This window comes from Pseudomonas sp. Sample_22 (genome assembly GCF_004307635.1).
GTDB lineage: Bacteria > Pseudomonadota > Gammaproteobacteria > Pseudomonadales > Pseudomonadaceae > Aquipseudomonas.
The window spans coordinates 92,137-115,556 of the sequence record NZ_RCNY01000089.1 but is presented as its reverse complement, the minus strand read 5'-3'; the positions used below and the strand labels follow the sequence as shown (position 1 = coordinate 115,556).

Genomic DNA, 23,420 nt, shown 5'->3' with positions numbered 1-23,420 from the left:
ACGCAATACTCGTTGGTGGAGCGGTTCAACCGCTGATGGGTGTGCACTGATCGTTCCCCCGCTCTGCGTGGGAATGCAGCCGGGACGCTCTGCGTTCCAAAGCGTGACGCAGAGCGTCACAAGAGGCATTCCCACGCGGAGCGTGGGAACGATCATCCAAAGATTGTCTTTCCCGAACTGGACGACCTGTAGCAATAGCCGCGCGCGCAAAGAGGCTATATAGGCAACCTACCGTTTACTGAAGAAACGCAGCCACCCGCCCCGCCGCAGCCGACAAATGCTGCTCATGGGTAAACCCCGAAGCTTTCAACGGTTTCAGATCGTGATCCCCCGCCACCAGCCAGAACACTTCGATACTGGGTGACAAGGCATACCCTTCGACGGCTTCACGGTTACCCAACGCATCCCGCTCTCCCTGCACGATCAACGTCCGCGTTTTCAGCGCCGCCAAATGCTCGACCCGCGGTTTCTCCGGTTTACCCACCGCGTAGAACGGATAACCCAGGCATACCAGTGCATCGGCAGCCAACTCGTCAGCCAGCAAACTGGCCATACGCCCGCCCATCGACTTGCCACCGACGGCCAGAGTCCCGGTGACATGGCGTCGCACTTCGGCATAGACCTCGCGCCAGCATTCCAGCAGTTTCGGCGCCGGGTTGGGTGGACGCTTACCGCCATCGATACGCCGCTGCGCCATGTACGGAAACTCGAAACGCAGCACATTGACGCCTTGCGCCGCGAGCCGTGCAGCCATGTCGGTCATCCAGTCGCTGTCCATCGGCGCACCGGCGCCGTGGGCGAGAATCAAGGTCGCCGAAGAGGTGCCTGAAGCGACGTCCCACAGCCATCCATGATCGCGCACACATTGCGCCCATTGATCCCCGTCAATACCGGCCTTGTGCCCTTTGGTCATGCTTGCCTCGCTTTTAGTCTGCCTATAACTCCGGCCGAAGGGTGCGCTGCGCGCTCACTTCGGCTGAACCGTGGATGGGGAACCATGAACACTTCTATCAGTACCGCCTACAACTACAAGGTGGTCCGCCAATTCGCCATTATGACGGTGGTGTGGGGCATCGTCGGCATGGGGCTCGGGGTTTTTCTCGCCGCCCAATTGGTCTGGCCCGAACTCAACTTCGATTTACCCTGGACCAGTTTCGGCCGCCTGCGCCCGCTGCACACTAACGCAGTGATCTTCGCTTTCGGCGGCTGCGCCCTGTTCGCCAGTTCGTTCTATTCGGTGCAACGCACCTGCCAGACCCAGCTGTTTGCGCCGAAAATCGCCGCGTTCTGTTTCTGGGGCTGGCAACTGGTGATCCTGTTGGCAGCCATCAGCTTGCCGTTGGGTTACACCAGCTCCAAGGAGTACGCCGAGCTGGAATGGCCGATCGACATCCTCATCACCATCGTCTGGGTGGCCTACGCCATTGTGTTCTTCGGCACCGTGATGAAGCGCAAGACCAAACATATCTACGTCGGCAACTGGTTCTTCGGTGGGTTCATCATCACCGTGGCGATTTTGCACATCGTCAACAACCTTGAGTTGCCGGTGAGCTTCACCAAGTCCTACTCGGTGTACGCCGGTGCTACCGACGCGATGGTGCAATGGTGGTACGGACACAACGCCGTGGGCTTTTTCCTCACCGCCGGGTTCCTCGGCATGATGTATTACTTCGTGCCCAAACAGGCCGAGCGCCCGGTGTACTCCTATCGCCTGTCGATCGTGCACTTCTGGGCGCTGATCACCCTGTACATCTGGGCCGGCCCGCATCACCTGCATTACACCGCGCTGCCGGACTGGGCGCAGTCGTTGGGCATGGTGATGTCGCTGGTGCTGCTGGCACCGAGCTGGGGCGGGATGATCAACGGCATGATGACGTTGTCGGGCGCCTGGCATAAGTTGCGCAGCGACCCGATCCTGCGTTTCCTCGTGGTGTCCTTGGCGTTCTACGGCATGTCGACCTTCGAAGGGCCGATGATGGCGATCAAGACCGTCAACGCCCTCTCCCACTACACCGACTGGACCATCGGCCACGTACACGCCGGCGCGCTCGGCTGGGTGGCAATGATTTCCATCGGTGCGCTGTACCACATGATCCCGAAAGTCTTCGGCCGCGAGCAAATGCACAGCATCGGCCTGATCAACGCGCACTTCTGGCTCGCCACTATCGGCACCGTTTTGTACATCGCCTCGATGTGGGTCAACGGCATCGCCCAGGGCCTGATGTGGCGCGCGGTCAATGAGGACGGCACGCTGACTTATTCCTTCGTCGAGACCCTGGCGGCCAGCCATCCAGGCTTTGTCGTACGACTGGTGGGTGGCGCGATTTTCCTCAGCGGCATGTTCCTGATGGCTTACAACACCTGGCGCACCGTACGGGCTTCGCAGCCTGCCGACGTCGCCGCTGCCGCGCAGATGGCTTGAGGAGTCCGCCATGAAACACGAAACAATCGAGAAAAACGTCGGCCTGCTGATGCTGTTGATGGTGCTCGCCGTGAGCATCGGTGGCCTGACCCAGATCGTCCCGCTGTTCTTCCAGGACGTGACCAATAAACCGGTGGAAGGCATGAAGCCCTACACCGCGCTGCAACTGGAAGGTCGCGACATCTACATCCGCGAAGGCTGCGTCGGCTGCCACTCGCAAATGATCCGCCCGTTCCGCGCCGAAACCGAACGCTACGGCCACTATTCAGTGGCCGGTGAAAGCGTTTGGGATCACCCGTTCCTCTGGGGCTCGAAACGTACCGGTCCGGACCTGGCGCGGGTCGGCGCGCGTTACTCGGATGACTGGCACCGCGCGCACTTGTACAACCCGCGCAACGTGGTGCCGGAATCGAAAATGCCCGCCTACCCGTGGCTGGTGACCAATCAACTCGACAGCAACCACACCGAAAACAAGCTCAAGACCATGCGCACCCTGGGTGTGCCGTACACCGACGAGGACATCAGCGGCGCCGTTGCCTCGCTCAAAGGCAAGAGTGAAATGGATGCGCTGGTCGCCTACCTGCAAGTGCTCGGCACTGCGATCAAGAGCAAGAGGTGAGCCATGGTCGTTGAATTGAGTACTGGAATGATCCGCGGACTGGGCACGGTCGTGGTCTTCGTAGCCTTCCTCGGCCTGACCCTTTGGGTATTCAGCAGCAAGCGCAAAACGGAATTCGCCGAGGCGCGCCTGCTGCCGTTCGCCGACGAGCCGCAACCCGACATCACCGACGAAATCGAAACAAGGAGTACCCGGCCATGACCACTTTCTGGAGTACGTGGATCTGCGTACTGACCATCGGCAGCCTGATCGGCCTGACCTGGTTGCTGATCGGCACCCGCAAGGGCGAAACCAAAGGCAGCGTCGACCAGACCATGGGCCACAGCTTCGACGGCATCGAGGAGTACGACAATCCGTTGCCGCAATGGTGGTTCATGCTGTTCGCCGGCACGCTGGTGTTTGCCGTCGGCTACCTGATCCTTTATCCGGGTCTGGGCAACTGGAAAGGCATCCTGCCCGGTTACGAAAACGGCTGGACCGGCGTGCACGAATGGGAAAAGGAGATGGACAAGGCGGACGCGAAGTTCGCGCCGATATTCGCCAAATTCGCCGCGATGCCAGTGGAAGAAGTGGCCAACGATCCGCAAGCGTTGAAAATGGGCGGACGCTTGTTTGCCTCCAATTGCTCGGTGTGCCATGGCTCGGATGCCAAGGGCGCGTTCGGCTTCCCCAATCTGGCGGACAGTGATTGGCGCTGGGGCGGCAACGCCGACACCATCAAGACCACCATCATGGGCGGTCGCATGGCGGCCATGCCGGCCTGGGGGGAAATATTGGGTGAGGATGGCGTGAAAAACGTCGCTGCGTACGTTCGTCATGAACTGGCCGGCCTGCCATTGCCCGCCGACACCAAGGCAGACCTGCAGGCCGGACAGCAGGCGTTCAACACCACGTGCGTAGCCTGTCACGGGGCAAACGGGCAAGGCACCGAAGCCATGGGAGCGCCGAACCTGACACACCCGACCGGTTTCATCTATGGCACCAGCCTGACCCAGCTTGAACAAACGATTCGGCATGGCCGCCAGGGCCACATGCCGGCGCAAAATGAACTGCTCGGCAACGATAAAGTGCAACTGCTCGCGGCTTACGTGTACAGCCTTTCCAGAGGTGACAAGCAGTTGAGCGGCAAGCTTCAAGCTACAGGCGGCAAGTGAAGGCATAAGCAAAAACCGCAGGCACGGGCTCTAACCTGGAGCTTGTAGCTTGCGGCTTGTAGCTGCTTCTTTTTGTCGCACCCCCCTCCAGTCTTCCTTTCGGATCCCCGGATTCGGGTCTAAGCTCTCCCGATGCGGACTGGCCGGTGCCAGCTCCAGGTCGACCCTTAAACGATGTGTTCTACGAATCGGCTGACTGACAGGCCGCAAAGGCTGGTAGTTACCGGCTGTCGCGCCAATTGCCTGCGATCACTCAACGCTGTGTTTGAACACACCTCGTAACATCCGACCTTCCCCCCTCGCCTCTCGAGTCCGCCGAGACATTTTGCCCATGGGCAATTTTGTCCTTACGCGGCGCATGGAAAGGCCGCAGAATCAGCATTTGAAAGCATTGACCCAGGTCATGGCGCGTTGCAATGACCCCCTGCTTTCTACATACTTGCGGCCGATTTTTAATCCTAATAAAACACCCAAACCGTGGAACCTTAGAATGAGCACAGCAATCAGTCCGACTGCTTATAACTATAAGGTAGTCCGCCAGTTCGCCATCATGACGGTGGTCTGGGGGATCCTTGGCATGGGGCTCGGTGTCTTCATCGCCTCGCAACTGGTTTGGCCGGAGTTGAACTTCGGTCTGGCCTGGACGAGCTTTGGACGCCTGCGCCCGTTGCACACCAACCTGGTGATTTTCGCCTTCGGTGGATGTGCACTGTTTGCCACTTCCTATTACGTCGTGCAGCGAACCTGCCAAACGCGACTGATTTCCGACAGCCTCGCAGCCTTCACCTTCTGGGGATGGCAAGCGGTGATTGTCGGCGCGATCATTACCTTGCCGATGGGTTTGACCACCACCAAGGAATACGCGGAACTGGAATGGCCCCTGGCTATTCTGCTGGCCATTGTCTGGGTCACCTACGGCCTGGTGTTCTTCGGCACCATCGTCAAGCGCAAGACCAAGCACATCTATGTGGGTAACTGGTTCTACGGCGCATTCATCGTCGTGACCGCGATGCTGCACATCGTCAACCACATGTCGCTGCCGGTCAGCCTGTTCAAGTCGTACTCGGCCTACTCGGGTGCGACCGACGCGATGATCCAGTGGTGGTACGGCCACAACGCCGTGGGCTTCTTCCTGACCACCGGTTTCCTGGGGATGATGTACTACTTCGTGCCAAAACAGGCCGAACGTCCGATCTACTCCTATCGTTTGTCCATCGTGCACTTCTGGGCGCTGATCACCCTGTACATCTGGGCCGGTCCGCACCACCTGCACTACACCGCCCTGCCGGACTGGGCGCAGTCCCTGGGCATGGCGATGTCGATCATCCTGCTGGCTCCGAGCTGGGGCGGCATGATCAACGGCATGATGACCCTGTCGGGCGCCTGGCATAAGCTGCGCACCGATCCGATCCTGCGTTTCCTGGTCGTTTCCCTGGCGTTCTACGGCATGTCGACCTTCGAAGGTCCGATGATGGCGATCAAGACCGTGAACTCGCTGTCGCACTACACCGACTGGACCATCGGCCACGTACATGCCGGCGCTTTGGGTTGGGTTGCGATGATCTCGATCGGCGCGATCTACCACATGATCCCGAAACTGTTCGGTCGTGCGCAGATGCACAGCACCGGCCTGATCAACACGCATTTCTGGCTCGCCACCATCGGTACCGTTCTGTACATCGCTTCGATGTGGGTCAACGGCATCACCCAGGGCCTGATGTGGCGTGCAATCAACGATGACGGCACCCTCACCTATTCGTTCGTCGAAGCGCTGCAAGCCAGCCACCCTGGCTTCATCGTTCGCGCATTGGGCGGTGCGTTCTTCGCCACCGGCATGCTGTTCATGGCCTACAACGTATTCCGTACCGTACGCGCCTCGAATCCGGCTGAAGCTGAAGCCGCCGAACAGATTGCTGTAGTTGGAGCTCACTGATGAAGCATGAAGCAGTCGAGAAGAATATTGGCCTGCTGGCCTTCTTCATGGTTATCGCCGTCAGTGTCGGCGGCCTGACCCAGATCGTTCCGCTGTTTTTCCAGGATGTCACCAACAAGCCGGTCGAGGGCATGAAGCCCCGCACTGCCCTTGAACTGGAAGGCCGGGACGTTTACATCGCCAACGGTTGTGTCGGCTGCCACTCGCAGATGATCCGCCCGTTCCGTGCTGAAACCGAACGCTACGGCCACTACTCGGTCGCCGGTGAAAGCGTTTGGGACCACCCGTTCCTGTGGGGTTCCAAGCGTACCGGTCCGGACCTGGCCCGCGTCGGCGGCCGTTACTCCGATGACTGGCAGCGTGCGCACCTGTACAACCCGCGCAACGTGGTGCCGGAATCGAAAATGCCGGCCTACCCGTTCCTCGTGGAAAACAAGCTCGACGGCAAAGACACCGCCAAGAAAATGGAAGTCTTGCGCACGCTCGGCGTCCCTTACACCGACGAAGACATCGCCGGCGCCAAGGATGCTGTGAAGGGCAAAACCGAAATGGACGCGCTGGTGGCCTATCTGCAAGGCCTGGGCACCATCATCAAAAGCAAACGGTGATCTAAATGGATATCGGGATGATTCGTGGCCTGGGCACCGTCGTTGTGATGGTGGCCTTCATCGGTCTGGCGTTGTGGGTATTCAGCCCCAAGCGCAAGTCAGAGTTTGAAGACGCGACCTTGCTGCCTTTTGCGGATGATCCCGAAGCCATCAAGCACGTCGAGCAAGCTTCTAGGAGTAACAAAGAATGACTACATTCTGGAGTCTGTACGTCACAGTCCTCAGTCTCGGTACGATCTTTTCCCTGACCTGGCTGCTGCTGTCGACCCGCAAGGGCCAGCGCACCGAGTCCACCGAAGAGACGGTTGGGCACTCCTTCGACGGTATCGAGGAGTACGACAACCCGTTGCCGAAATGGTGGTTCATGCTGTTCGTGGCCACCATCATTTTCGCCCTCGGCTACCTGGTACTGTACCCGGGCCTGGGCAACTGGAAAGGCCTGCTGCCGGGTTACAACTACCTGGACAACGAGAAGCAGACCGCGTTCGCCAACGGCCAGACCGGCTGGACCGGCGTTCACGAGTGGGAAAAGGAAATGGCCAAGTCGGATGCCAAGTTTGGCCCGATCTTCGCCAAGTTCGCTTCCATGCCAATCGAAGAAGTGGCCAAGGACCCGCAAGCCCTGAAGATGGGTGGCCGCCTGTTTGCCTCCAACTGCTCGGTTTGCCACGGTTCCGACGCCAAGGGCGCCTACGGCTTCCCGAACCTGACCGACGCCGACTGGCGCTGGGGCGGCGAGCCGGAAACGATCAAGACCACCATCATGGGTGGCCGTCACGCAGTCATGCCGGCGTGGGCTGAAGTCATTGGCGAGCAAGGCGTTGCCGATGTGGCGGCGTTTGTCCTGACCAACCTCGATGGCCGCAAGCTGCCGGAAGGCGCCAAGGCTGACCCGGTTGCCGGCCAGAAGCTGTTCGCCGCCAACTGCGTGGCGTGCCACGGCCCGCAAGGCAAAGGCACTCCGGCCATGGGCGCGCCTGACCTGACTCACCCGGGCGCGTTCATCTACGGCTCGAGCTTCGCTCAATTGCAGCAGACCATCCGTTACGGCCGTCAGGGCCAGATGCCTGCGCAAGACGCGATGCAAGGCAACGACAAGGTTCATCTGCTGGCCGCTTACGTGTATAGCCTCTCTCATGGAGAGAAGGCTCCAGCGGCGGACGCCCAATAAGGGAAACGCTTGATGCAACGAAAAGGCCCTGTCATCTGACAGGGCCTTTTTTTTGAGTCGCCAACGTGTTTCCCACATCAAGGTTGCGTGGCACTCAGCATAGTAGTAACGTTTCTACATTAGTTTATTCAGGAGGGTCATACATGATGGCCATCACCACCATTTCCAGCCGCGAATTCAACCAGGACACAAGTGGTGCCAAAAAAGCCACACGCCAGGGGCCGGTTTTCATCACTGACAGAGGCAAACCGGCGCATGTGCTGCTAAGCATTGAGGACTACCAAAAACTCACTGGCATCAACGCCGACATCGTCGAACTCCTGGTCATGCCTGAAGCGGCAGAAATCGAGTTCGAAACCGAGCGTGCCGTGATCACTCATCGCCCTGTGGATTTGTCTTGATGTACCTGCTCGACACCAACGTGATTTCCGAACTTCGCAAACCCCAGGCTGACGCAAATGTCGTCGCCTGGGCCAAAGGCATTATCGCTTCACGCATGTTCATTTCAGCCATTACCCTCAAGGAGCTGGAGACCGGAGTGCTCCGCATGGAGCGTCGCGATGCCGTTCAGGGAAAGATATTGCGCACCTGGCTCAAGCGTCATGTCTTACCGGCATTCGATGCCCGCATTCTGCCGATCGATGCTGCCGTGGCCCTTCGATGTGCCAGTTTGCACGTTCCGGATCGCGCAAACGAAGCAGACTCGTTGATTGCAGCGACTGCGCTGATTCATGGTTTGACCGTGGTTACCCGCAATGTCGGTGATTTTCAGTTCAGTGGCGTGCAGTTGATAAACCCATGGGCCGATTGAGCGCCAACGGCCGCAAATCCGTCCATAATTCACAAGTCAATTGATTCAAGTCATTACACCATCGATTAATTTCTCCCAACGTGACCAAAGGTCGCACCCTTGGGCTAGAGCGACAGGCGTATCATTGCGCCACTGCAACACCTCTTTTTGACCGCGGTCGGCACGTACTGACCGAGGCATTTGTCCACTGCCGTGGGATGCAATGATGAGCAACCAGATTCCGGTACACGACGTCACTCCACCCGCGAAGAACGCGAACAACAGCGTCGATCTCTACGCCTCTCGAGAAAAGATCTACACCCGCGCCTTCACCGGACTGTTCCGCAATCTGCGCATGGCCGGCGGTGCCGTTTTGTTCCTGTTGTATTTCGGTACGGTCTGGCTCAATTGGGGTGGCCATCAGGCTGTCTGGTGGAACCTGCCCGAACGCAAATTCTTCATTTTCGGCGCGACCTTCTGGCCTCAGGATTTCATCCTGCTGTCTGGCATGTTGATCATTGCCGCGTTCGGCCTGTTCTTTATCACGGTGTATGCCGGCCGGGTCTGGTGTGGTTATACCTGTCCGCAAAGTGTGTGGACGTGGATCTTCATGTGGTGTGAAAAGGTCACCGAGGGTGACCGTAACCAGCGCATCAAGCTCGACAAGGCGTCGATGGGCGCCAACAAATTCCTGCGCAAATTCAGCAAGCACACCCTGTGGCTGCTGATCGGCTTTGTCACTGGCATGACCTTCGTCGGCTACTTCTCGCCGATCCGCGAACTGGTGATCGATTTCTTCACTGGCGAGGCCGATGGCTGGTCGTATTTCTGGGTAGCCTTCTTCACCCTTGCCACCTACGGCAACGCCGGTTGGCTGCGTGAGCAAGTGTGCATTTACATGTGTCCGTACGCGCGTTTCCAGAGCGTGATGTTCGACAAGGACACGCTGATCGTTTCCTACGACCCGCGCCGTGGCGAAAGCCGTGGCCCGCGCAAGAAAGGGATCGATTACAAGGCTCAGGGCCTGGGTGATTGCATCGACTGCACCATGTGCGTTCAGGTCTGCCCGACCGGTATCGACATCCGCGACGGCCTGCAAATCGAATGCATCGGTTGTGCCGCCTGCATCGATGCCTGCGACGCCATCATGGACAAAATGGAATACCCGCGCGGCTTGATCAGCTACACCACCGAACACAACCTGTCCGGGCAGAAAACCCATAAACTGCGTCCGCGCCTGATCGGCTATGCCGTGGTGTTGCTGGCGATGATCAGCTTGCTGGTGACCGCGTTCTTCATGCGCTCGCTGGTGGGCTTCGACGTCAGCAAGGACCGGGTTCTGTACCGCGAGAACGCCGAGGGCCGGATCGAAAACGTCTACAGCCTGAAAATCATGAACAAGGATCAGCGCGACCACACGTATGTGCTTGAAGCCACCGGCCTGCCGGATCTCAAGCTGCAAGGCCGACGCGAGATCAAAGTTGCGGCCGGTGACATCATCAGCCAGCCGGCCGAGTTGTCCGTGGCGCCGGAACACCTGCCATCGAGCACCAATGAGGTGAAATTCATCCTCAAGGATGCCGATGACGCCAGCATCCACGTTGAAGCCAAGAGCCGATTCATCGGCCCACAAATTCGTTGAGAGAAGTGATCATGTCCGCAGCAAACGCCGCAAGTCCCTGGTACAAGCACCTCTGGCCATGGATCATCATCGGGATCCTGGCCTGCTCGGTGGCCTTGACCTTGTCCATGGTGACCATTGCGGTGAACAACCCGGACAACCTGGTCAACGACAACTATTACGAAGCCGGCAAAGGCATCAACCGCTCTCTGGATCGCGAATTATTGGCGCAAACCCTGTTGATGCGCGCCAGCGTGCATCTGGATGACGTGACCGGCGAAGTCGACCTGCGCCTGAGCGGCAACAGCCAGCCCAAGACCCTGGAGCTGAACCTGATCTCGCCGACCCAGCCGGAAAAAGACCGCAAAATCACCCTCACCCGCAGCGAAACCGAACAGGGCCGTTACATCGGCCAGTTGAGCGACAAGATCGAGGGTCGCCGCTTTGTCGAATTGCTGGGCAGCCAAGACGACCATATCTGGCGCATGTTCGAAGAAGAACTGGTCAGCCATGACAAGGACCTGCTGCTCGGGGACGAGCCCCTGCAGGGCGCGGAAGACCTGAAGAAGTAATAACCTGCGAATGCGATCAAATGTGGCGAGGGAGCTTGCTCCCGCTGGGGCGCGAAGCGCGCCCAAAACCTGCAGACCGGTCCTTTCAGTCTCAGCGAGTTCGCCGATTTGCGACTGCTACGCAGCCGAGCGGGAGCAAGCTCCCTCGCCACAATGGTTTTCATGGCAACACACATGACCACTCCACTTCCCTGCTACCACTGCGCCCTGCCCGTCCCGTCCGGCAGCCGCTTCACCGCCGTCGTGCTCGGGGAGCCACGCGAGTTCTGCTGCCCGGGTTGCCAGGCGGTGGCCGAAGCCATCGTCGCCGGCGGATTGGAAAGCTACTACCAGCATCGCAGCGAAGCCTCGGCCAACCCCGAAGCCTTGCCGGTGCAGTTGGTGGACGAACTGGCGTTGTATGACCGCGCCGATGTGCAGCAACCGTTCGTGCGCCACCAAGGCGAACTTGCCGAAACCACACTGCTGATGGAAGGCATCAGCTGCGCGGCCTGCGGCTGGCTGATCGAGAAACACCTGCGCACATTGCCCGGCGTGGATGAAGCCCGTTTGAATCTGTCGAACCATCGGCTGCACGTGCGCTGGGCCGACGCTCAACTGCCGCTGAGCAAAATACTCAGCCAACTGCGCTACATCGGTTACGTCGCCCACCCTTATCAGGCCGACCGCGCCAGCGAACAACTGGCCAGTGAAAATCGCCTGGCTTTGCGCCAACTTGGCGTCGCCGGGCTGCTGTGGTTCCAGGCGATGATGGCAACCATGGCCACCTGGCCTGAATTCAACATCGACCTCAGCCCCGAACTGCACACCATCCTGCGCTGGGTCGCGCTGTTCCTCACCACCCCCATCGTGTTCTATAGCTGCGCGCCATTCTTCAAGGGCGCCATGCGTGACCTGCGCACCCGTCACCTGACCATGGACGTTTCAGTGTCGCTGGCAATTGGCAGCGCCTACATCGCCGGGATCTGGACCTCGATCACCGGCGTCGGAGAGCTGTATTTCGATGCGGTCGGCATGTTCGCGCTGTTCCTGCTGGCCGGGCGCTATCTTGAACGACGCGCCCGCGAACGCACGGCCGCCGCCACTGCACAACTGGTCAATTTGCTGCCCGCTTCGTGTTTGCGGCTAAGCGCTGACGGCCAGAGCGAACGGATCCTGTTGAGCGAACTGCAAGTGGGCGATCAGGTGCTGGTGCATCCAGGCGCTGTGCTGCCCGCCGATGGCAGAATCCTCGACGGCCAGTCGAGTGTCGATGAGTCGCTGTTGACCGGAGAATACCTGCCGCAGGCCCGCACCCCGGGCGATGCGGTCACCGCTGGCACCCTTAACGTTGAAGGCGCACTGACCGTCGAAGTCCAGGCGCTCGGCCAGGACACCCGGCTCTCTGCCATCGTGCGTTTGCTTGATCGGGCGCAAGCGGAAAAACCGCGCCTGGCGGAAATTGCCGACCGCGCCGCGCAATGGTTCCTGTTGCTGTCGCTGATCGCGGCAGCGGCCATCGGCCTGCTGTGGTGGGAACTGGATTCGTCGCGGGCGTTCTGGATCGTGCTGGCGATGCTGGTCGCGACCTGCCCTTGCGCGTTGTCCCTGGCCACGCCGACCGCCCTTACCGCAGCGACCGGCACCTTGCACAAACTCGGCTTGCTGCTGACCCGTGGTCACGTTCTGGAAGGCTTGAACCAGATCGATACGGTGATATTCGACAAGACCGGCACCCTCACCGAAGGACGTCTGACTCTGCGTTCGATTCGCCCGCTCGGCGACCTCGACAGCGACCAGTGCCTGGCGCTCGCCGCCGCACTGGAAAACCGCTCTGAACACCCGATCGCCCGTGCGTTTGGCCGCGCACCGTTGGCCGCTGAAGAAGTCCACAGCACGCCGGGGCTTGGCCTGGAAGGCGTGGTCGGCGATCAACGATTGCGGATCGGCCACCCCGGTTTTGTCTGCGAAGTCAGCGGCGTTGGCGTGCCAGTGATGCCCGACGAAGCCGGCCAATGGTTGTTGCTCGGTAACCGTCATGGGCCGTTGGCCTGGTTTGTCCTCGACGACCGGCTGCGCGCCGATGCCGCTGCCCTGCTGACGGCATGCAAGGCCCGTGGCTGGCGCACCTTGCTGTTGTCCGGCGACAGCTCGCCGATGGTTGCCAGCGTGGCTGCCGAACTCGGCATCGATGAAGCCCGAGGCGGCTTGCGTCCGGACGACAAACTGCAAGTCCTGCAACAATTGCACAGGGACGGCCGCAAAGTGCTGATGCTCGGCGATGGCGTCAACGATGTACCCGTGCTGGCGGCGGCGGACATCAGCGTCGCCATGGGTTCGGCCACTGACCTGGCAAAAACCAGCGCCGATGCGGTGCTGCTGTCCAATCGCCTCGATGCCTTGGTGCAAGCCTTCAGCCTGGCACGGCGCACCCGACGGGTAATCATCGAGAACCTGTTGTGGGCCGGGTTGTACAATGGCCTCATGTTGCCGTTCGCCGCCCTCGGCTGGATTACGCCAGTGTGGGCTGCCGTCGGCATGTCGATCAGTTCGTTGACCGTGGTGCTCAATGCGCTGCGCCTCACTCGCCTGCCGGGTGTACAAGGTGCCGACGCCACGCCAGAAACCCGCCCGCTGCCGGCCTGAGCCGCGCGGGCATGGAGTCCAGATGCCAGCTCTCTACGTGATGATCCCGGCCGCACTGCTGATCGTGGCCATCGCTGTGTACATTTTCTTCTGGGCGGTCGACAGCGGTCAGTACGACGACCTCGACGGCCCGGCCCACAGCATCCTGTTCGATGACCAGGACCCGAATCACACCGCTGCGGTCGACGAGGCCAGCGGCCATCCGGCCAAACCCGACGACAAGGCTCCGCCCCATGCTTGAATTGGCGCCACTGTTGGTGTCGGCGCTGATTCTCGGTCTGCTCGGTGGTGGCCATTGCCTGGGCATGTGCGGCGGCCTGATGGGCGCGCTGACCCTGGCGATTCCCAAGGAACAACGCAGTCGTCGCTTTCGCCTGCTGCTGGCCTACAACCTTGGACGAATCCTCAGCTACGCCACCGCAGGACTGTTGATCGGCCTGGCCGGCTGGGCCGTGGCCAACAGCCCGGCGGCAATGTTCCTGCGACTCCTTGCCGGGTTGTTGCTGATTGCGATGGGTTTGTACCTGGCGGGCTGGTGGAGCGGCCTGACGCGCATTGAAAGTCTCGGTCGTGGCCTCTGGCGGCATATCCAGCCGATTGCCAACACACTGCTGCCGGTGTCGAGCCTTCCTCGTGCGCTGCTGCTGGGCGCGCTCTGGGGCTGGCTGCCGTGCGGCCTGGTTTACAGCACCTTGCTGTGGTCGGCCAGTCAGGGCAATGCCCTGGACAGTGCCTTATTGATGCTGGCATTCGGGCTGGGAACGTGGCCGGTGCTGCTGGCCACCGGGCTGGCGGCTGAACGGGTGACCGCGTTGTTGCGCAAGCGCAGCATACGCATGGCCGGTGGGCTGCTGGTCATGCTGTTTGGTATCTGGACCTTGCCGGGACCGCACCAGTATTGGCTCATGGGGCACTGATTGTGGCGAGGGAGCTTGCTCCCGCTGGGGCGCGAAGCGGCCCCAAAAAATGGGACCGCTGCGCAGTCCAGCGGGAGCAAGCTCCCTCGCCACAAAAACGATCGGAGCCCGGATATCCTTGATGCAAATCAAGATGCATCAACACCACCGCCCCTAGACTGGCCGGCACTGCCAGACTATCCGGGGGAATGCCCGCATGATGCTCGACGCCATTCGTTGGGACACCGATCTGATCCGCCGTTATGACCTGGCGGGACCGCGCTATACCTCCTATCCGACTGCCGTGCAATTCCACAGCAAGATCGGCACTTTCGACCTGTTCCACGCCCTGCGCGACAGCCGCAAGGCCCTGCGCCCGTTGTCGCTGTATGTGCACGTACCGTTCTGCGCGAACATTTGCTACTACTGCGCCTGCAACAAGGTCATCACCAAGGATCGTGGCCGGGCACTGCCCTACTTGCAGCGCCTGGAGCAGGAAATCCAACTGATCGCCTGCCACCTCGACCCGGCGCAAAAAGTCGAGCAACTGCACTTCGGTGGCGGCACGCCAACCTTTCTCAGCCATGACGAGCTGCGTCAATTGATGGCGCACCTGCGCAAACACTTCAATCTGCTCGACGATGATACCGGCGACTACGGCATCGAAATCGATCCCCGCGAGGCAGATTGGTCGACCATGGGGTTGTTGCGCGAGCTGGGCTTCAATCGGGTCAGCATCGGCCTGCAAGATCTCGACCCCGCCGTGCAGCGCGCCGTCAATCGCCTGCAAAGCCTGGAGGAAACCCGCGCGGTGATCGACGCCGCCCGGACCCTGCAGTTTCGCTCGATCAACATCGACCTGATCTATGGTTTGCCGAAGCAGACACCGGAAAACTTCGCCCGCACCGTCGAGGAAGTCATCAGCCTGCAACCGGACCGGCTCTCGGTATTCAACTACGCGCACCTGCCGGAACGGTTCATGCCGCAACGGCGAATCAACGGTAATGAACTGCCGACGCCAGCCAAGAAACTGGAAATGCTCCAGCGCACCATCGAGCAATTGACCGCCGCCGGTTACCGTTACATCGGCATGGACCACTTTGCACTGCCCGACGATGAACTGGCGATCGCCCAGGAAGAATCGACCCTGCAACGCAATTTCCAGGGCTACACCACCCACGGCCATTGCGATTTGATCGGTCTCGGCGTCTCAGCGATCAGCCAGATCGGCGACTTGTACTGCCAGAACAGTAGCGACCTGAATCAATACCAGAACGCCCTGGCCTCTTCGCAACTGGCCACCAGCCGCGGCCTGTTGTGCAACGCCGACGACCGCTTGCGCCGTGCAGTGATACAACAATTGATCTGTAACTTCAGCCTGGAGTTTGCCCAGATCGAACAGGCCTTCAACATCGATTTTCAGGGCTATTTCGGCGAACTGTGGCCGCAGTTGCAGCGCATGGCCCAAGACGGCCTGATCGAGATCGACAGCGACGCAATTACCGTGTTGCCAGCCGGGCGCTTGCTGGTTCGCTCGGTGTGCATGGTGTTCGATGCGTACCTGGAACAACACAGCCGCCAACGGTTTTCCAGAGTGATCTAATCGCTGCGACATAACCGCCACGTACTGGCCTCAATGTCCTTGGGTGAGTTACCCTTACGTCTTATGTGTGTTTTCCCACAAGGATTGAAGAAATGTCCGAGCCAGTTAAGTTGCGCGCTCATACCCAGGCCCACTGCAAGGATTGCAGCCTGGCCCCGCTGTGTTTGCCGCTATCGCTGAATCTGGAAGATATGGACGCGTTGGACGAAATCGTCAAACGTGGCCGCCCACTGAAAAAAGGCGAGTTTCTGTTCCGTCAGGGCGACACTTTCGACTCCGTTTACGCGGTCCGCTCCGGAGCCCTCAAGACCTTCAACCTCAGTGATGCCGGCGAAGAACAGCTCACCGGTTTCCACTTGCCGAGCGAACTGGTCGGCCTGTCGGGCATGGACACCGAAAAACACCCGGTATCGGCGCAGGCGCTGGAAACCACATCGGTGTGTGAAATCCCCTTCGAGCGCCTCGACGAACTGGCCCTGCAACTGCCGCAATTGCGTCGTCAATTGATGCGTGTGATGAGCCGCGAGATTCGTGACGATCAACAGATGATGTTGCTGTTGTCGAAAAAAACCGCTGACGAACGCATTGCCACGTTCCTGGTCAACCTGTCAGCACGCTTCCGTGCCAGGGGCTTCTCGGCCAACCAGTTCCGCCTGAGCATGTCGCGCAACGAAATCGGCAACTATCTGGGTCTGGCGGTGGAAACCGTGTCACGGGTGTTCACGCGTTTCCAGCAGAACGAACTGATTGCCGCCGAGGGCAAGGAAATCCGCATCCTCGACCCGATCCAGCTGTGCGCCCTGGCCGGCGGTTCACTGGAAAGCTGAAACAAGCGGTTGCGGCTGAGCGAAACGGTTCAGCCGCCGTTATACTGCGTCGTTTGCAGCCTGCCAGGACACCCGACGATGGTCTTCGACTCCTTCGACATCAAATCCCTCATCCGCCCCGTGATCGACTTTCCCAAGCCGGGCGTGATCTTTCGTGACATCACCCCGCTGTTCCAGTCGCCCACGGCGCTGCGCCTGGTGATGGACAGCTTCGCCCATCGTTACGTCGAGGCCGATTTCACCCACATTGGCGCGATGGATGCCCGGGGTTTCCTGATCGGTTCGGTGCTGGCCTACCAGCTGAACAAGCCGCTGGTGCTGTTCCGCAAGCAAGGCAAGCTGCCTGCCGACGTATTGGCCGAGGGCTACGCAACCGAATACGGCGAAGCGTTTCTCGAAGTACACGCCGACAGCCTGTGCGAAGGCGATTCGGTGGTGATGTTCGATGACCTGATTGCCACTGGCGGCACCCTGATCGCCGCTGCGAACCTGATTCGACGCATGGGTGCGCGGGTGCATGAAGCGGCGGCGATCATTGATCTGCCAGAGCTGGGTGGCTCGCAGCGATTGCAGGACATGGGCATCCCGACCTTCTGCCTGACGCAGTTTGCGCTGACGGATAAATAACCGGCGGCTGTCAGACCGCTATCGCTGGCAAGCCAGCTCCCACAGGTTTCACCGTCATGCACAGGATGTCTGTACGGCATAAACCACTGTGGGAGCTGGCTTGCCAGCGATGGCGTCATCGGCCACACGACCGCCTATAACCCCATCTGCTTGCTGATGATCTCGTTCATCACCTCACGTGTCCCGCCGCCAATCGACAGAATCCGGTTATCCCGATACAGCCGCTCCACCAGGCTTTCGCGCATGTAGCCCAACCCGCCCAGAATCTGCACGGCATCGCTGACGATCCGGTCCGCCGTATCCGTCGCAAAGTTTTTGGCCATGGAAATATCCTTGATCACACTCTGCCCCGCCGCCATTTTCGCTGCTTGCCGGTAGGTGAATTCGCGTGAAACCTCAAGCTGTGTGGCCATCTCGGCGAGGCGGTGCTTGATCACCTGGAACTTGCCGATCGGTTTGCCGAAAGCCTCACGCGCCCGCGCCCACTTCAGACTTTCCTCGAGCGCCAGTTGCGCGGTCATGTTGGCCATCAGGGCCAGTGCCAGGCGTTCGCTCTGAAAGTTGCCCATGATGCAGGCGAAGCCCATGTTCTCGGCGCCGATCAGATTGCCTACAGGTACACGGCAATCATCGAAGAACAGTTCGGCCGTGTCTGACGCCCACCAGCCCATTTTCTTCAACTGCCGCCCCACAGTGAAACCGGGAGTGCCCTTCTCGATCAGCAACAGGCTGATACCGGCGAAACCCGGCGCGCCGGTACGCACGGCCACGGTGTAGTAATCGGCACGGACACCGCTGGTGATGAAGGTTTTGCTGCCGCTGACCCGGTAAACATCACCCTCACGCACGGCGCGGGTTTGCAGATTGGCGACGTCGGAGCCGCCGCCGGGTTCGGTGACAGCCAAGGCGCTGATTTTTTCCCCGGCCAGTACCTGCGGCACCACTCGGTCACGGATTTCAGGTGTGGCCCACTTGAGTATGGGCGGCAGGCCGATGTCCAGAGAACCGAGCCCCGCCACCAGGCCACCGGAGCCGCAACGCATCAGTTCCTCGCTGGCGGCGACCTTGGCGAACAGGTCGCCCTCGTGACTGCCACCGTAACGCTCAGGGTATCCAATGCCGAGAATCCCGGCCGTGCCAGCCTTCAGATAAAGCTCACGGGGAAAGCTTTCGGCTTCTTCCCACTGGTCGATGTCCGGAAGAATCTCGCGCTCGACGAAACGTCTGACGCTGTCGCGGACCAATTGGTGGCTGGGGTCGAAGTATTCCTGAAAGGCAGACATCGGCGAACTCCACTGAAGGGTTCAGCGAAGTTAACCGAGCGCTTGCTTGGTTTTCAACAGGATTGTGTATATCAGGGAGATCTGGGCGCGGCTTTCGCGGGCAAGCCTCGCTCCTACCGGTTTTGTCCTGGAGGATCACGGCTAGCCCGCGAAGACGTCGCTTGAGCCGCTAAAAGACAATGGGCTTACGCCCCGCAAACGAATGCGCCAGCGTCCCGCCATCCACCAATTCCAGCTCGCCACCCAGCGGTACGCCATGGGCGATACGCGAGGCGATGAGGCCTTTGCTGCTGAGCAACTGTGCGATGTAGTGGGCCGTGGCTTCGCCTTCTACCGTCGGATTGGTCGCGAGAATGACTTCGGTAAAGCTGCCAGCCTCCTCGATCCGCGCCATCAACTGCGGAATCCCGATGGCTTCCGGCCCCAGGCCATCAAGGGGCGACAGATGCCCCTTGAGTACAAAGTAGCGGCCGCGGAAACCGGTCTGTTCCACGGCGTAGACATCCATCGGCCCTTCCACGACGCACAACAGCGTATCGTCGCGGCGGGTATCGGCGCATTGCGGACAGAGGTCATCCTCGGTCAGTGTGCGGCACAAACGGCAATGACCGACCCCTTCCATGGCCTGACTCAGGGCCAGCGCCAATCGCGATCCGCCACTGCGATCACGTTCGAGCAACTGCAACGCCATGCGCTGGGCGGTTTTCTGACCTACGCCTGGCAAAATTCGCAGGGCGTCTATCAGTTGGCGAATCAAAGGGCTGAAGCTCATGAGGAAAAAGTCCGACAAAACAACGAGACGCGGTTTATACCCGCGCCTCTGATTAGCGTCAAATCACGTTGTCAATTACGCGCCCTGTGCAACGCGCACCACCAGTTTGCCGAAGTTGCGTCCTTCCAGCAGACCGATGAACGCTTGCGGTGCGTTCTCCAGGCCGTCGACTACGTCTTCACGGAATTTCACCTTGCCATCACGCACCCACGGCGCCATCGCACTGATGAATTCCGGCTGCCGATCGCCATAGTCGTCGAACACGATAAAACCCTGAATGCGTACGCGCTTGGTCAGCAGCGTACGCTGCAACAGCGGCAGACGATCGGGCCCGCTCGGCGCTTCGCTGGCATTGTACGAGGCAATCAGGCCACACAGCGGAATCCGCGCCTTGGGATTGAGCAATGGCACCACAGCATCGAACACCTTGCCACCGACATTTTCGTAGTAGATATCGATGCCATCGGGACACGCCTGGGCCAGTTCATCGGCGAAACTCGCGCTCTTGTGGTCGATGCAGGCATCGAAGCCCAACTCCTCGACCACATAGCGGCATTTGTCCGCACCGCCAGCCACGCCGACCACGCGCAGGCCTTTGATCTTCGCCACCTGGCCAACCACCGACCCCACCGCGCCGGAAGCCGCCGCAACCACCAGGGTTTCGCCGGCCTTGGGCTGCCCGATATCCATCAAGCCCATGTAAGCAGTCATGCCGGGCATACCCAACACCCCCAGGGCCATGGATGGGCTCGGCAAGCCGTTCGGGACTGGAATGATGCCGCGACCGTCATTGATGCTGTGACTTTGCCAACCCGTGGCGCCAACCACCAGATCGCCTTCCTGAAACTTGGGATTGAGCGAGCGCTCGACCCGGCTGACAGCGCCACCGGTCATCACGTCGCCGATTTCCACGGGGGCGGCGTAGGACGGAGCGTCGCTCATGCGTCCGCGCATGTAAGGGTCCAGCGAAAGGTAAAGGGTCTTGAGCAGTACCTGACCGTCGGCAAGCTCGGGCAGCGCGACACGCTCCAGACGGAAGTTTTCCGGCGTCGGTGCGCCTACCGGGCGTGAGGCCAGGACGATACGTTGGTTGAGCGTCATGGGATCGGACATGTCAGCGTCTCCTTTGATCAATGAGTTGGGGGATATAGGGAGCAGACCTTTGTGCGGGTATGGCGTTCGATGTATCTCAGTTCTGCCGCGATGAAGTCCTGCCAGACACCTCATGAAAACAAGCCGAAAACAAAAATGCCAGGCGTGATGCCTGGCATTTTTTGTAGCTCATCTATCGCCCAAAGGCGAATCAGAACGGCAGCTTCATGCCCGGCGGCAGTTGCATGCCTGCGGTCATGCCGGACATCTTGTCCTGGCTGTTGGCTTCGATCTTGCGCACCGCATCGTTGACGGCTGCGGCGAACACTGCCTCCAGCATCTCGCGATCGTCTTCGCTCAGGCCTTCGACCATGCTTGGGTCAATGGTCACGCGCTTGACGTCATGACGACCGGTCATCACCACGGTGACCATATCGCCACCGGCTTTACCGGTGACTTCGGCGTTGGCCAGCTCTTCCTGCATCTTGGCCATTTTTTCCTGCATCTGCTGTGCCTGCTTCATCAGGCCGGCCATGCCACCTTTCATCATGGGAATCACCTCAAAAGTACTTGGATAAAAACAGCGCCCGGCCCTGACGGCCGAACGCCCTCAGTTATTAGCCCTGGCTGACCAGAGCTTCGACAGGTTCAATAGTATCGTTACGGATCACTGCACCGAACTGCTGCATCATTTGCTGGATGAACGGATCACCGTGGATCGACTCCTCGGCCTCGCGCTGACGGTCGGCACGACGACGGGACGCCGCCTGGGCCGGGGTTTCCTGCTCGGGCTTGATCAGTTCCATGGTCAGGGTCAGGGTGCGCCCGTGATACTGGTTCAGGGCATCGTTGAGCCGGCGCTGTTGCGTGGCATTGAACAAGGCACTGTGAGCCGGGTCCAGGTGCAACAGCCAGTTGTCGCCATCCACGGCGATCAGCGTGCAGTTAGCAGCAATGCTGCCAGTCATGCCGGAGATCGCCAGCTTCGGGAACAGCTCCAGCCACTGCAGGGCAAGGCCTGTGGCCGGTGCCGCTGCGGGCTCAGGTTCGGGTTCCGGTGCGGGCTCGGCGGCATGCTCGCTGGCCAGTTCGTCGAGATAACTGTAAGCCGAATCCATGTCCGGCTCGATGTAGTCCTCATCGAGCGGCGGCTCGTCGTCCATGTCCATGCCTGGCGTCGCGGCATCGACCTCTGCCACAGATGGTTCCGGAATTGGCGTAGCGGCCCATTCAGGCGCATCCGGCACCACACTGTCAGGCGTCGGCAACGGCATCGGTGGCAACTCGGGCTGTTCGCTGGTGGTTTCCAGTACAGGCTCGACCGCTGGCTGCTGAGCCGGAGCAGGCTCGACCGGATCGTTCCACGGCAGATCGACCACATCTTCGACCACGGCCGCATCGACCGCAGGCTCAGGCTCGACAACCGATGCAACCGGCTCAGGTTCGGGCTCTGGTGCCGGAGCCACAACCGCAGCCGCAGCTGGTGCGATGGGCGCAACGGGTGTCGGTGCCACTGCAGCAGCGACTACCGGCGCAACAACCGGCGCGGCAGCCACTGAATGTGCGGAATCAACTGTGGCCTGGCTGATCCCCACTGGCTTTAGCGGTTGCCTCGGGGCATCCGCAGTGTCTGCCGGTCGGAACGCGAGCATCCGCAGCAGCACCATTTCAAACCCGCCGCGGGGATCCGGCGCCAGCGGCAAATCGCGGCGGCCGATCAGGCCCATCTGGTAGTAGAACTGCACATCCTCAGCCGGCAGCGCCTGCGCCAAAGCCAGTACCCGGTCACGGTCGCCGTGACCATTGTCGACGCCTTCGGGCAGGGCCTGAGCGATGGCGACACGGTGCAGCACATTGAGAATTTCCGACAGCACGCCATTCCAGTCCGGGCCTTGTTCGGCCAAGTGGCGGACCGCTTCGAGCAAGGCCTTGGCGTCACCTTCGATCAACGCATGCAGGACGTCGTAGACCTGACCATGATCGAGAGTTCCAAGCATCGCCCGCACATCGGCCGCCATGACCTTGCCCTCGCCGAAGGCAATCGCCTGGTCGGTCAGGCTCATGGCGTCGCGCATCGAACCATCGGCGGCACGCCCCAGCAACCACAACGCGTCGTCTTCGAACGGCACGTTTTCGACACTGAGCACGTGGGTCAAATGCTCGACCACCCGTTCCGGGGTCATGTTCTTCAGGGAGAACTGCAGGCACCGCGAAAGAATCGTTGCAGGAAGTTTCTGCGGGTCGGTGGTGGCCAGGATGAACTTGACGTAGGGTGGCGGCTCTTCAAGGGTTTTGAGCAGCGCATTGAAGGAATGGCTGGAGAGCATGTGCACTTCGTCGATCAGGTAGACCTTGAAGCGCCCGCGGCTCGGGGCGTACTGCACGTTGTCGAGCAGTTCGCGTGTATCCTCGACCTTGGTCCGGCTCGCGGCGTCGATCTCGATCAGGTCGACAAACCGGCCCTCATCGATCTCCCGGCACACCGAACACTCGCCACACGGCGATGAAGTAATACCTGTTTCACAGTTCAGGCATTTGGCGATGATCCGCGCGATGGTGGTCTTGCCGACCCCGCGCGTACCGGTGAACAAGTAGGCGTGGTGCAGCCGTTGGCTGTCCAAGGCATTGATCAGAGCCTTGAGCACATGGGTCTGGCCGACCATTTCGCGGAACGAGCGCGGACGCCATTTACGTGCAAGAACCTGATAACTCATCGAAAACCGTCGCAGCGAAGGAAGCAGAAGCGGCTAATGCTAGCGGAGCAAGGCCAAAAATGCATCCGGTGCGCTCGTCTAATCTGGTTAA

At 60.2% G+C, this 23,420-nt stretch carries 24 protein-coding genes; 18 read left to right on the top strand and 6 right to left on the bottom strand.

Annotation, left to right across the window (positions count from 1 at the left end):
- Positions 1-235: 235 nt before the first annotated feature.
- The gene (locus tag D8U73_RS26310; RefSeq protein ID WP_130906169.1) at positions 236-913 is read right to left on the bottom strand and encodes an alpha/beta fold hydrolase; all 678 of its coding nucleotides are present in this window, start codon (positions 911-913) and stop codon (positions 236-238) included.
- Positions 914-997: 84 nt separating this feature from the next.
- Here D8U73_RS26310 and ccoN (D8U73_RS26305) point away from each other — a divergent pair, with 84 nt between their 5' ends.
- The 18 genes from ccoN (D8U73_RS26305) (at position 998) to D8U73_RS26210 (ending at position 17,468) form a co-directional block, all read left to right on the top strand.
- Positions 998-2,422: a cytochrome-c oxidase, cbb3-type subunit I gene (gene ccoN, locus D8U73_RS26305; RefSeq protein ID WP_056857003.1), complete on the top strand. Its 1,425-nt coding sequence runs from the start codon at positions 998-1,000 to the stop codon at positions 2,420-2,422.
- A gap of 10 nt (positions 2,423-2,432) precedes the next feature.
- Positions 2,433-3,041, top strand: a complete 609-nt coding sequence (ccoO, locus tag D8U73_RS26300; protein ID WP_130906168.1) for a cytochrome-c oxidase, cbb3-type subunit II — start codon at positions 2,433-2,435, stop codon at positions 3,039-3,041.
- A 3-nt stretch (positions 3,042-3,044) separates the two neighbouring features.
- Positions 3,045-3,242, top strand: a complete 198-nt coding sequence (locus tag D8U73_RS26295; RefSeq protein WP_056857001.1) for a CcoQ/FixQ family Cbb3-type cytochrome c oxidase assembly chaperone — start codon at positions 3,045-3,047, stop codon at positions 3,240-3,242.
- Positions 3,239-4,195 (top strand): cytochrome-c oxidase, cbb3-type subunit III, encoded by a 957-nt coding sequence (gene ccoP / locus D8U73_RS26290; RefSeq protein ID WP_130906167.1) that lies wholly within the window; start codon positions 3,239-3,241, stop codon positions 4,193-4,195. The genes D8U73_RS26295 and ccoP (D8U73_RS26290) overlap by 4 nt, the downstream gene beginning before the upstream one ends.
- Before the next feature lie 490 nt (positions 4,196-4,685).
- Positions 4,686-6,128: a cytochrome-c oxidase, cbb3-type subunit I gene (ccoN, locus tag D8U73_RS26285; RefSeq protein ID WP_056856999.1), complete on the top strand. Its 1,443-nt coding sequence runs from the start codon at positions 4,686-4,688 to the stop codon at positions 6,126-6,128.
- Positions 6,128-6,736, top strand: a complete 609-nt coding sequence (ccoO, locus tag D8U73_RS26280) for a cytochrome-c oxidase, cbb3-type subunit II (RefSeq protein ID WP_007905434.1) — start codon at positions 6,128-6,130, stop codon at positions 6,734-6,736. Before ccoN (D8U73_RS26285) ends, ccoO (D8U73_RS26280) begins: the two co-directional genes overlap by 1 nt.
- 5 nt (positions 6,737-6,741) lie before the next feature.
- Positions 6,742-6,927 carry a CcoQ/FixQ family Cbb3-type cytochrome c oxidase assembly chaperone gene (locus D8U73_RS26275; RefSeq protein WP_003175465.1) on the top strand — a complete coding sequence of 62 codons (186 nt, stop codon included), beginning with the start codon at positions 6,742-6,744 and terminating at the stop codon, positions 6,925-6,927.
- Entirely contained in the window at positions 6,924-7,907 is a 984-nt protein-coding gene (gene ccoP / locus D8U73_RS26270) for a cytochrome-c oxidase, cbb3-type subunit III (RefSeq protein WP_056856998.1), read from the top strand. The genes D8U73_RS26275 and ccoP (D8U73_RS26270) overlap by 4 nt, the downstream gene beginning before the upstream one ends.
- Before the next feature lie 146 nt (positions 7,908-8,053).
- A complete protein-coding gene (locus D8U73_RS26265; protein ID WP_177435543.1) occupies positions 8,054-8,308 on the top strand; it encodes a type II toxin-antitoxin system Phd/YefM family antitoxin in 255 nt (84 codons plus the stop codon).
- Positions 8,308-8,718 (top strand): type II toxin-antitoxin system VapC family toxin, encoded by a 411-nt coding sequence (locus D8U73_RS26260; RefSeq protein WP_130906165.1) that lies wholly within the window; start codon positions 8,308-8,310, stop codon positions 8,716-8,718. The genes D8U73_RS26265 and D8U73_RS26260 overlap by 1 nt, the downstream gene beginning before the upstream one ends.
- Before the next feature lie 205 nt (positions 8,719-8,923).
- Positions 8,924-10,339: a cytochrome c oxidase accessory protein CcoG gene (ccoG, locus tag D8U73_RS26255; RefSeq protein ID WP_130906164.1), complete on the top strand. Its 1,416-nt coding sequence runs from the start codon at positions 8,924-8,926 to the stop codon at positions 10,337-10,339.
- A gap of 11 nt (positions 10,340-10,350) precedes the next feature.
- Positions 10,351-10,890 carry a FixH family protein gene (locus tag D8U73_RS26250; RefSeq protein ID WP_130906163.1) on the top strand — a complete coding sequence of 180 codons (540 nt, stop codon included), beginning with the start codon at positions 10,351-10,353 and terminating at the stop codon, positions 10,888-10,890.
- Positions 10,891-11,064: 174 nt separating this feature from the next.
- Positions 11,065-13,515 (top strand): heavy metal translocating P-type ATPase, encoded by a 2,451-nt coding sequence (locus D8U73_RS26240; RefSeq protein WP_130906162.1) that lies wholly within the window; start codon positions 11,065-11,067, stop codon positions 13,513-13,515.
- A gap of 22 nt (positions 13,516-13,537) precedes the next feature.
- Positions 13,538-13,756: a cbb3-type cytochrome oxidase assembly protein CcoS gene (gene ccoS, locus D8U73_RS26235; RefSeq protein ID WP_047531427.1), complete on the top strand. Its 219-nt coding sequence runs from the start codon at positions 13,538-13,540 to the stop codon at positions 13,754-13,756.
- A complete protein-coding gene (locus tag D8U73_RS26230) occupies positions 13,749-14,432 on the top strand; it encodes a sulfite exporter TauE/SafE family protein (RefSeq protein ID WP_130906161.1) in 684 nt (227 codons plus the stop codon). The genes ccoS and D8U73_RS26230 overlap by 8 nt, the downstream gene beginning before the upstream one ends.
- Positions 14,433-14,631: 199 nt before the next feature.
- Positions 14,632-16,014, top strand: a complete 1,383-nt coding sequence (gene hemN, locus D8U73_RS26220) for an oxygen-independent coproporphyrinogen III oxidase (protein WP_130906171.1) — start codon at positions 14,632-14,634, stop codon at positions 16,012-16,014.
- Between the two features lie 92 nt (positions 16,015-16,106).
- Positions 16,107-16,841, top strand: coding sequence for a fumarate/nitrate reduction transcriptional regulator Fnr (gene fnr, locus D8U73_RS26215; protein WP_056856992.1), 735 nt, complete (start codon positions 16,107-16,109; stop codon positions 16,839-16,841).
- Between the two features lie 78 nt (positions 16,842-16,919).
- Positions 16,920-17,468, top strand: a complete 549-nt coding sequence (locus D8U73_RS26210) for an adenine phosphoribosyltransferase (RefSeq protein WP_056856991.1) — start codon at positions 16,920-16,922, stop codon at positions 17,466-17,468.
- A gap of 134 nt (positions 17,469-17,602) precedes the next feature.
- On the opposite strand, the gene D8U73_RS26205 is transcribed toward D8U73_RS26210, so the two are convergent.
- The 5 genes from D8U73_RS26205 to dnaX all read right to left on the bottom strand — a co-directional run bounded on the left by D8U73_RS26205 (position 17,603) and on the right by dnaX (position 23,329).
- Positions 17,603-18,751 carry an acyl-CoA dehydrogenase family protein gene (locus tag D8U73_RS26205; RefSeq protein WP_130906160.1) on the bottom strand — a complete coding sequence of 383 codons (1,149 nt, stop codon included), beginning with the start codon at positions 18,749-18,751 and terminating at the stop codon, positions 17,603-17,605.
- A 169-nt stretch (positions 18,752-18,920) separates the two neighbouring features.
- Positions 18,921-19,523, bottom strand: a complete 603-nt coding sequence (recR, locus tag D8U73_RS26200) for a recombination mediator RecR (protein WP_130906159.1) — start codon at positions 19,521-19,523, stop codon at positions 18,921-18,923.
- A gap of 75 nt (positions 19,524-19,598) precedes the next feature.
- Positions 19,599-20,636: an NADP-dependent oxidoreductase gene (locus D8U73_RS26195; protein WP_130906158.1), complete on the bottom strand. Its 1,038-nt coding sequence runs from the start codon at positions 20,634-20,636 to the stop codon at positions 19,599-19,601.
- A gap of 190 nt (positions 20,637-20,826) precedes the next feature.
- Complete coding sequence (locus D8U73_RS26190) at positions 20,827-21,165, bottom strand: YbaB/EbfC family nucleoid-associated protein (protein WP_056856987.1); 339 nt, start codon at positions 21,163-21,165, stop codon at positions 20,827-20,829.
- A gap of 67 nt (positions 21,166-21,232) precedes the next feature.
- The gene (dnaX, locus tag D8U73_RS26185) at positions 21,233-23,329 is read right to left on the bottom strand and encodes a DNA polymerase III subunit gamma/tau (RefSeq protein WP_130906157.1); all 2,097 of its coding nucleotides are present in this window, start codon (positions 23,327-23,329) and stop codon (positions 21,233-21,235) included.
- Between the last annotated feature and the right edge of the window lie 91 nt (positions 23,330-23,420).

Coding starts and splice junctions, on each gene's coding strand:
- D8U73_RS26265 (WP_177435543.1), top strand. CDS start 8,054: ATGGCCATCACCACCATTTCCAGCCGCGAATTCAACCAGGACACAAGT.
- D8U73_RS26295 (WP_056857001.1), top strand. CDS start 3,045: ATGGTCGTTGAATTGAGTACTGGAATGATCCGCGGACTGGGCACGGTC.
- D8U73_RS26260 (WP_130906165.1), top strand. CDS start 8,308: ATGTACCTGCTCGACACCAACGTGATTTCCGAACTTCGCAAACCCCAG.
- ccoP (WP_056856998.1), top strand. CDS start 6,924: ATGACTACATTCTGGAGTCTGTACGTCACAGTCCTCAGTCTCGGTACG.
- D8U73_RS26250 (WP_130906163.1), top strand. CDS start 10,351: ATGTCCGCAGCAAACGCCGCAAGTCCCTGGTACAAGCACCTCTGGCCA.
- D8U73_RS26190 (WP_056856987.1), bottom strand. CDS start 21,165: ATGATGAAAGGTGGCATGGCCGGCCTGATGAAGCAGGCACAGCAGATG.
- D8U73_RS26275 (WP_003175465.1), top strand. CDS start 6,742: ATGGATATCGGGATGATTCGTGGCCTGGGCACCGTCGTTGTGATGGTG.
- D8U73_RS26230 (WP_130906161.1), top strand. CDS start 13,749: ATGCTTGAATTGGCGCCACTGTTGGTGTCGGCGCTGATTCTCGGTCTG.
- hemN (WP_130906171.1), top strand. CDS start 14,632: ATGCTCGACGCCATTCGTTGGGACACCGATCTGATCCGCCGTTATGAC.
- ccoN (WP_056857003.1), top strand. CDS start 998: ATGAACACTTCTATCAGTACCGCCTACAACTACAAGGTGGTCCGCCAA.
- dnaX (WP_130906157.1), bottom strand. CDS start 23,329: ATGAGTTATCAGGTTCTTGCACGTAAATGGCGTCCGCGCTCGTTCCGC.
- ccoG (WP_130906164.1), top strand. CDS start 8,924: ATGAGCAACCAGATTCCGGTACACGACGTCACTCCACCCGCGAAGAAC.
- D8U73_RS26195 (WP_130906158.1), bottom strand. CDS start 20,636: ATGTCCGATCCCATGACGCTCAACCAACGTATCGTCCTGGCCTCACGC.
- D8U73_RS26240 (WP_130906162.1), top strand. CDS start 11,065: ATGACCACTCCACTTCCCTGCTACCACTGCGCCCTGCCCGTCCCGTCC.
- D8U73_RS26210 (WP_056856991.1), top strand. CDS start 16,920: ATGGTCTTCGACTCCTTCGACATCAAATCCCTCATCCGCCCCGTGATC.
- ccoO (WP_130906168.1), top strand. CDS start 2,433: ATGAAACACGAAACAATCGAGAAAAACGTCGGCCTGCTGATGCTGTTG.
- recR (WP_130906159.1), bottom strand. CDS start 19,523: ATGAGCTTCAGCCCTTTGATTCGCCAACTGATAGACGCCCTGCGAATT.
- ccoP (WP_130906167.1), top strand. CDS start 3,239: ATGACCACTTTCTGGAGTACGTGGATCTGCGTACTGACCATCGGCAGC.
- ccoS (WP_047531427.1), top strand. CDS start 13,538: ATGCCAGCTCTCTACGTGATGATCCCGGCCGCACTGCTGATCGTGGCC.
- fnr (WP_056856992.1), top strand. CDS start 16,107: ATGTCCGAGCCAGTTAAGTTGCGCGCTCATACCCAGGCCCACTGCAAG.
- D8U73_RS26205 (WP_130906160.1), bottom strand. CDS start 18,751: ATGTCTGCCTTTCAGGAATACTTCGACCCCAGCCACCAATTGGTCCGC.
- ccoN (WP_056856999.1), top strand. CDS start 4,686: ATGAGCACAGCAATCAGTCCGACTGCTTATAACTATAAGGTAGTCCGC.
- ccoO (WP_007905434.1), top strand. CDS start 6,128: ATGAAGCATGAAGCAGTCGAGAAGAATATTGGCCTGCTGGCCTTCTTC.
- D8U73_RS26310 (WP_130906169.1), bottom strand. CDS start 913: ATGACCAAAGGGCACAAGGCCGGTATTGACGGGGATCAATGGGCGCAA.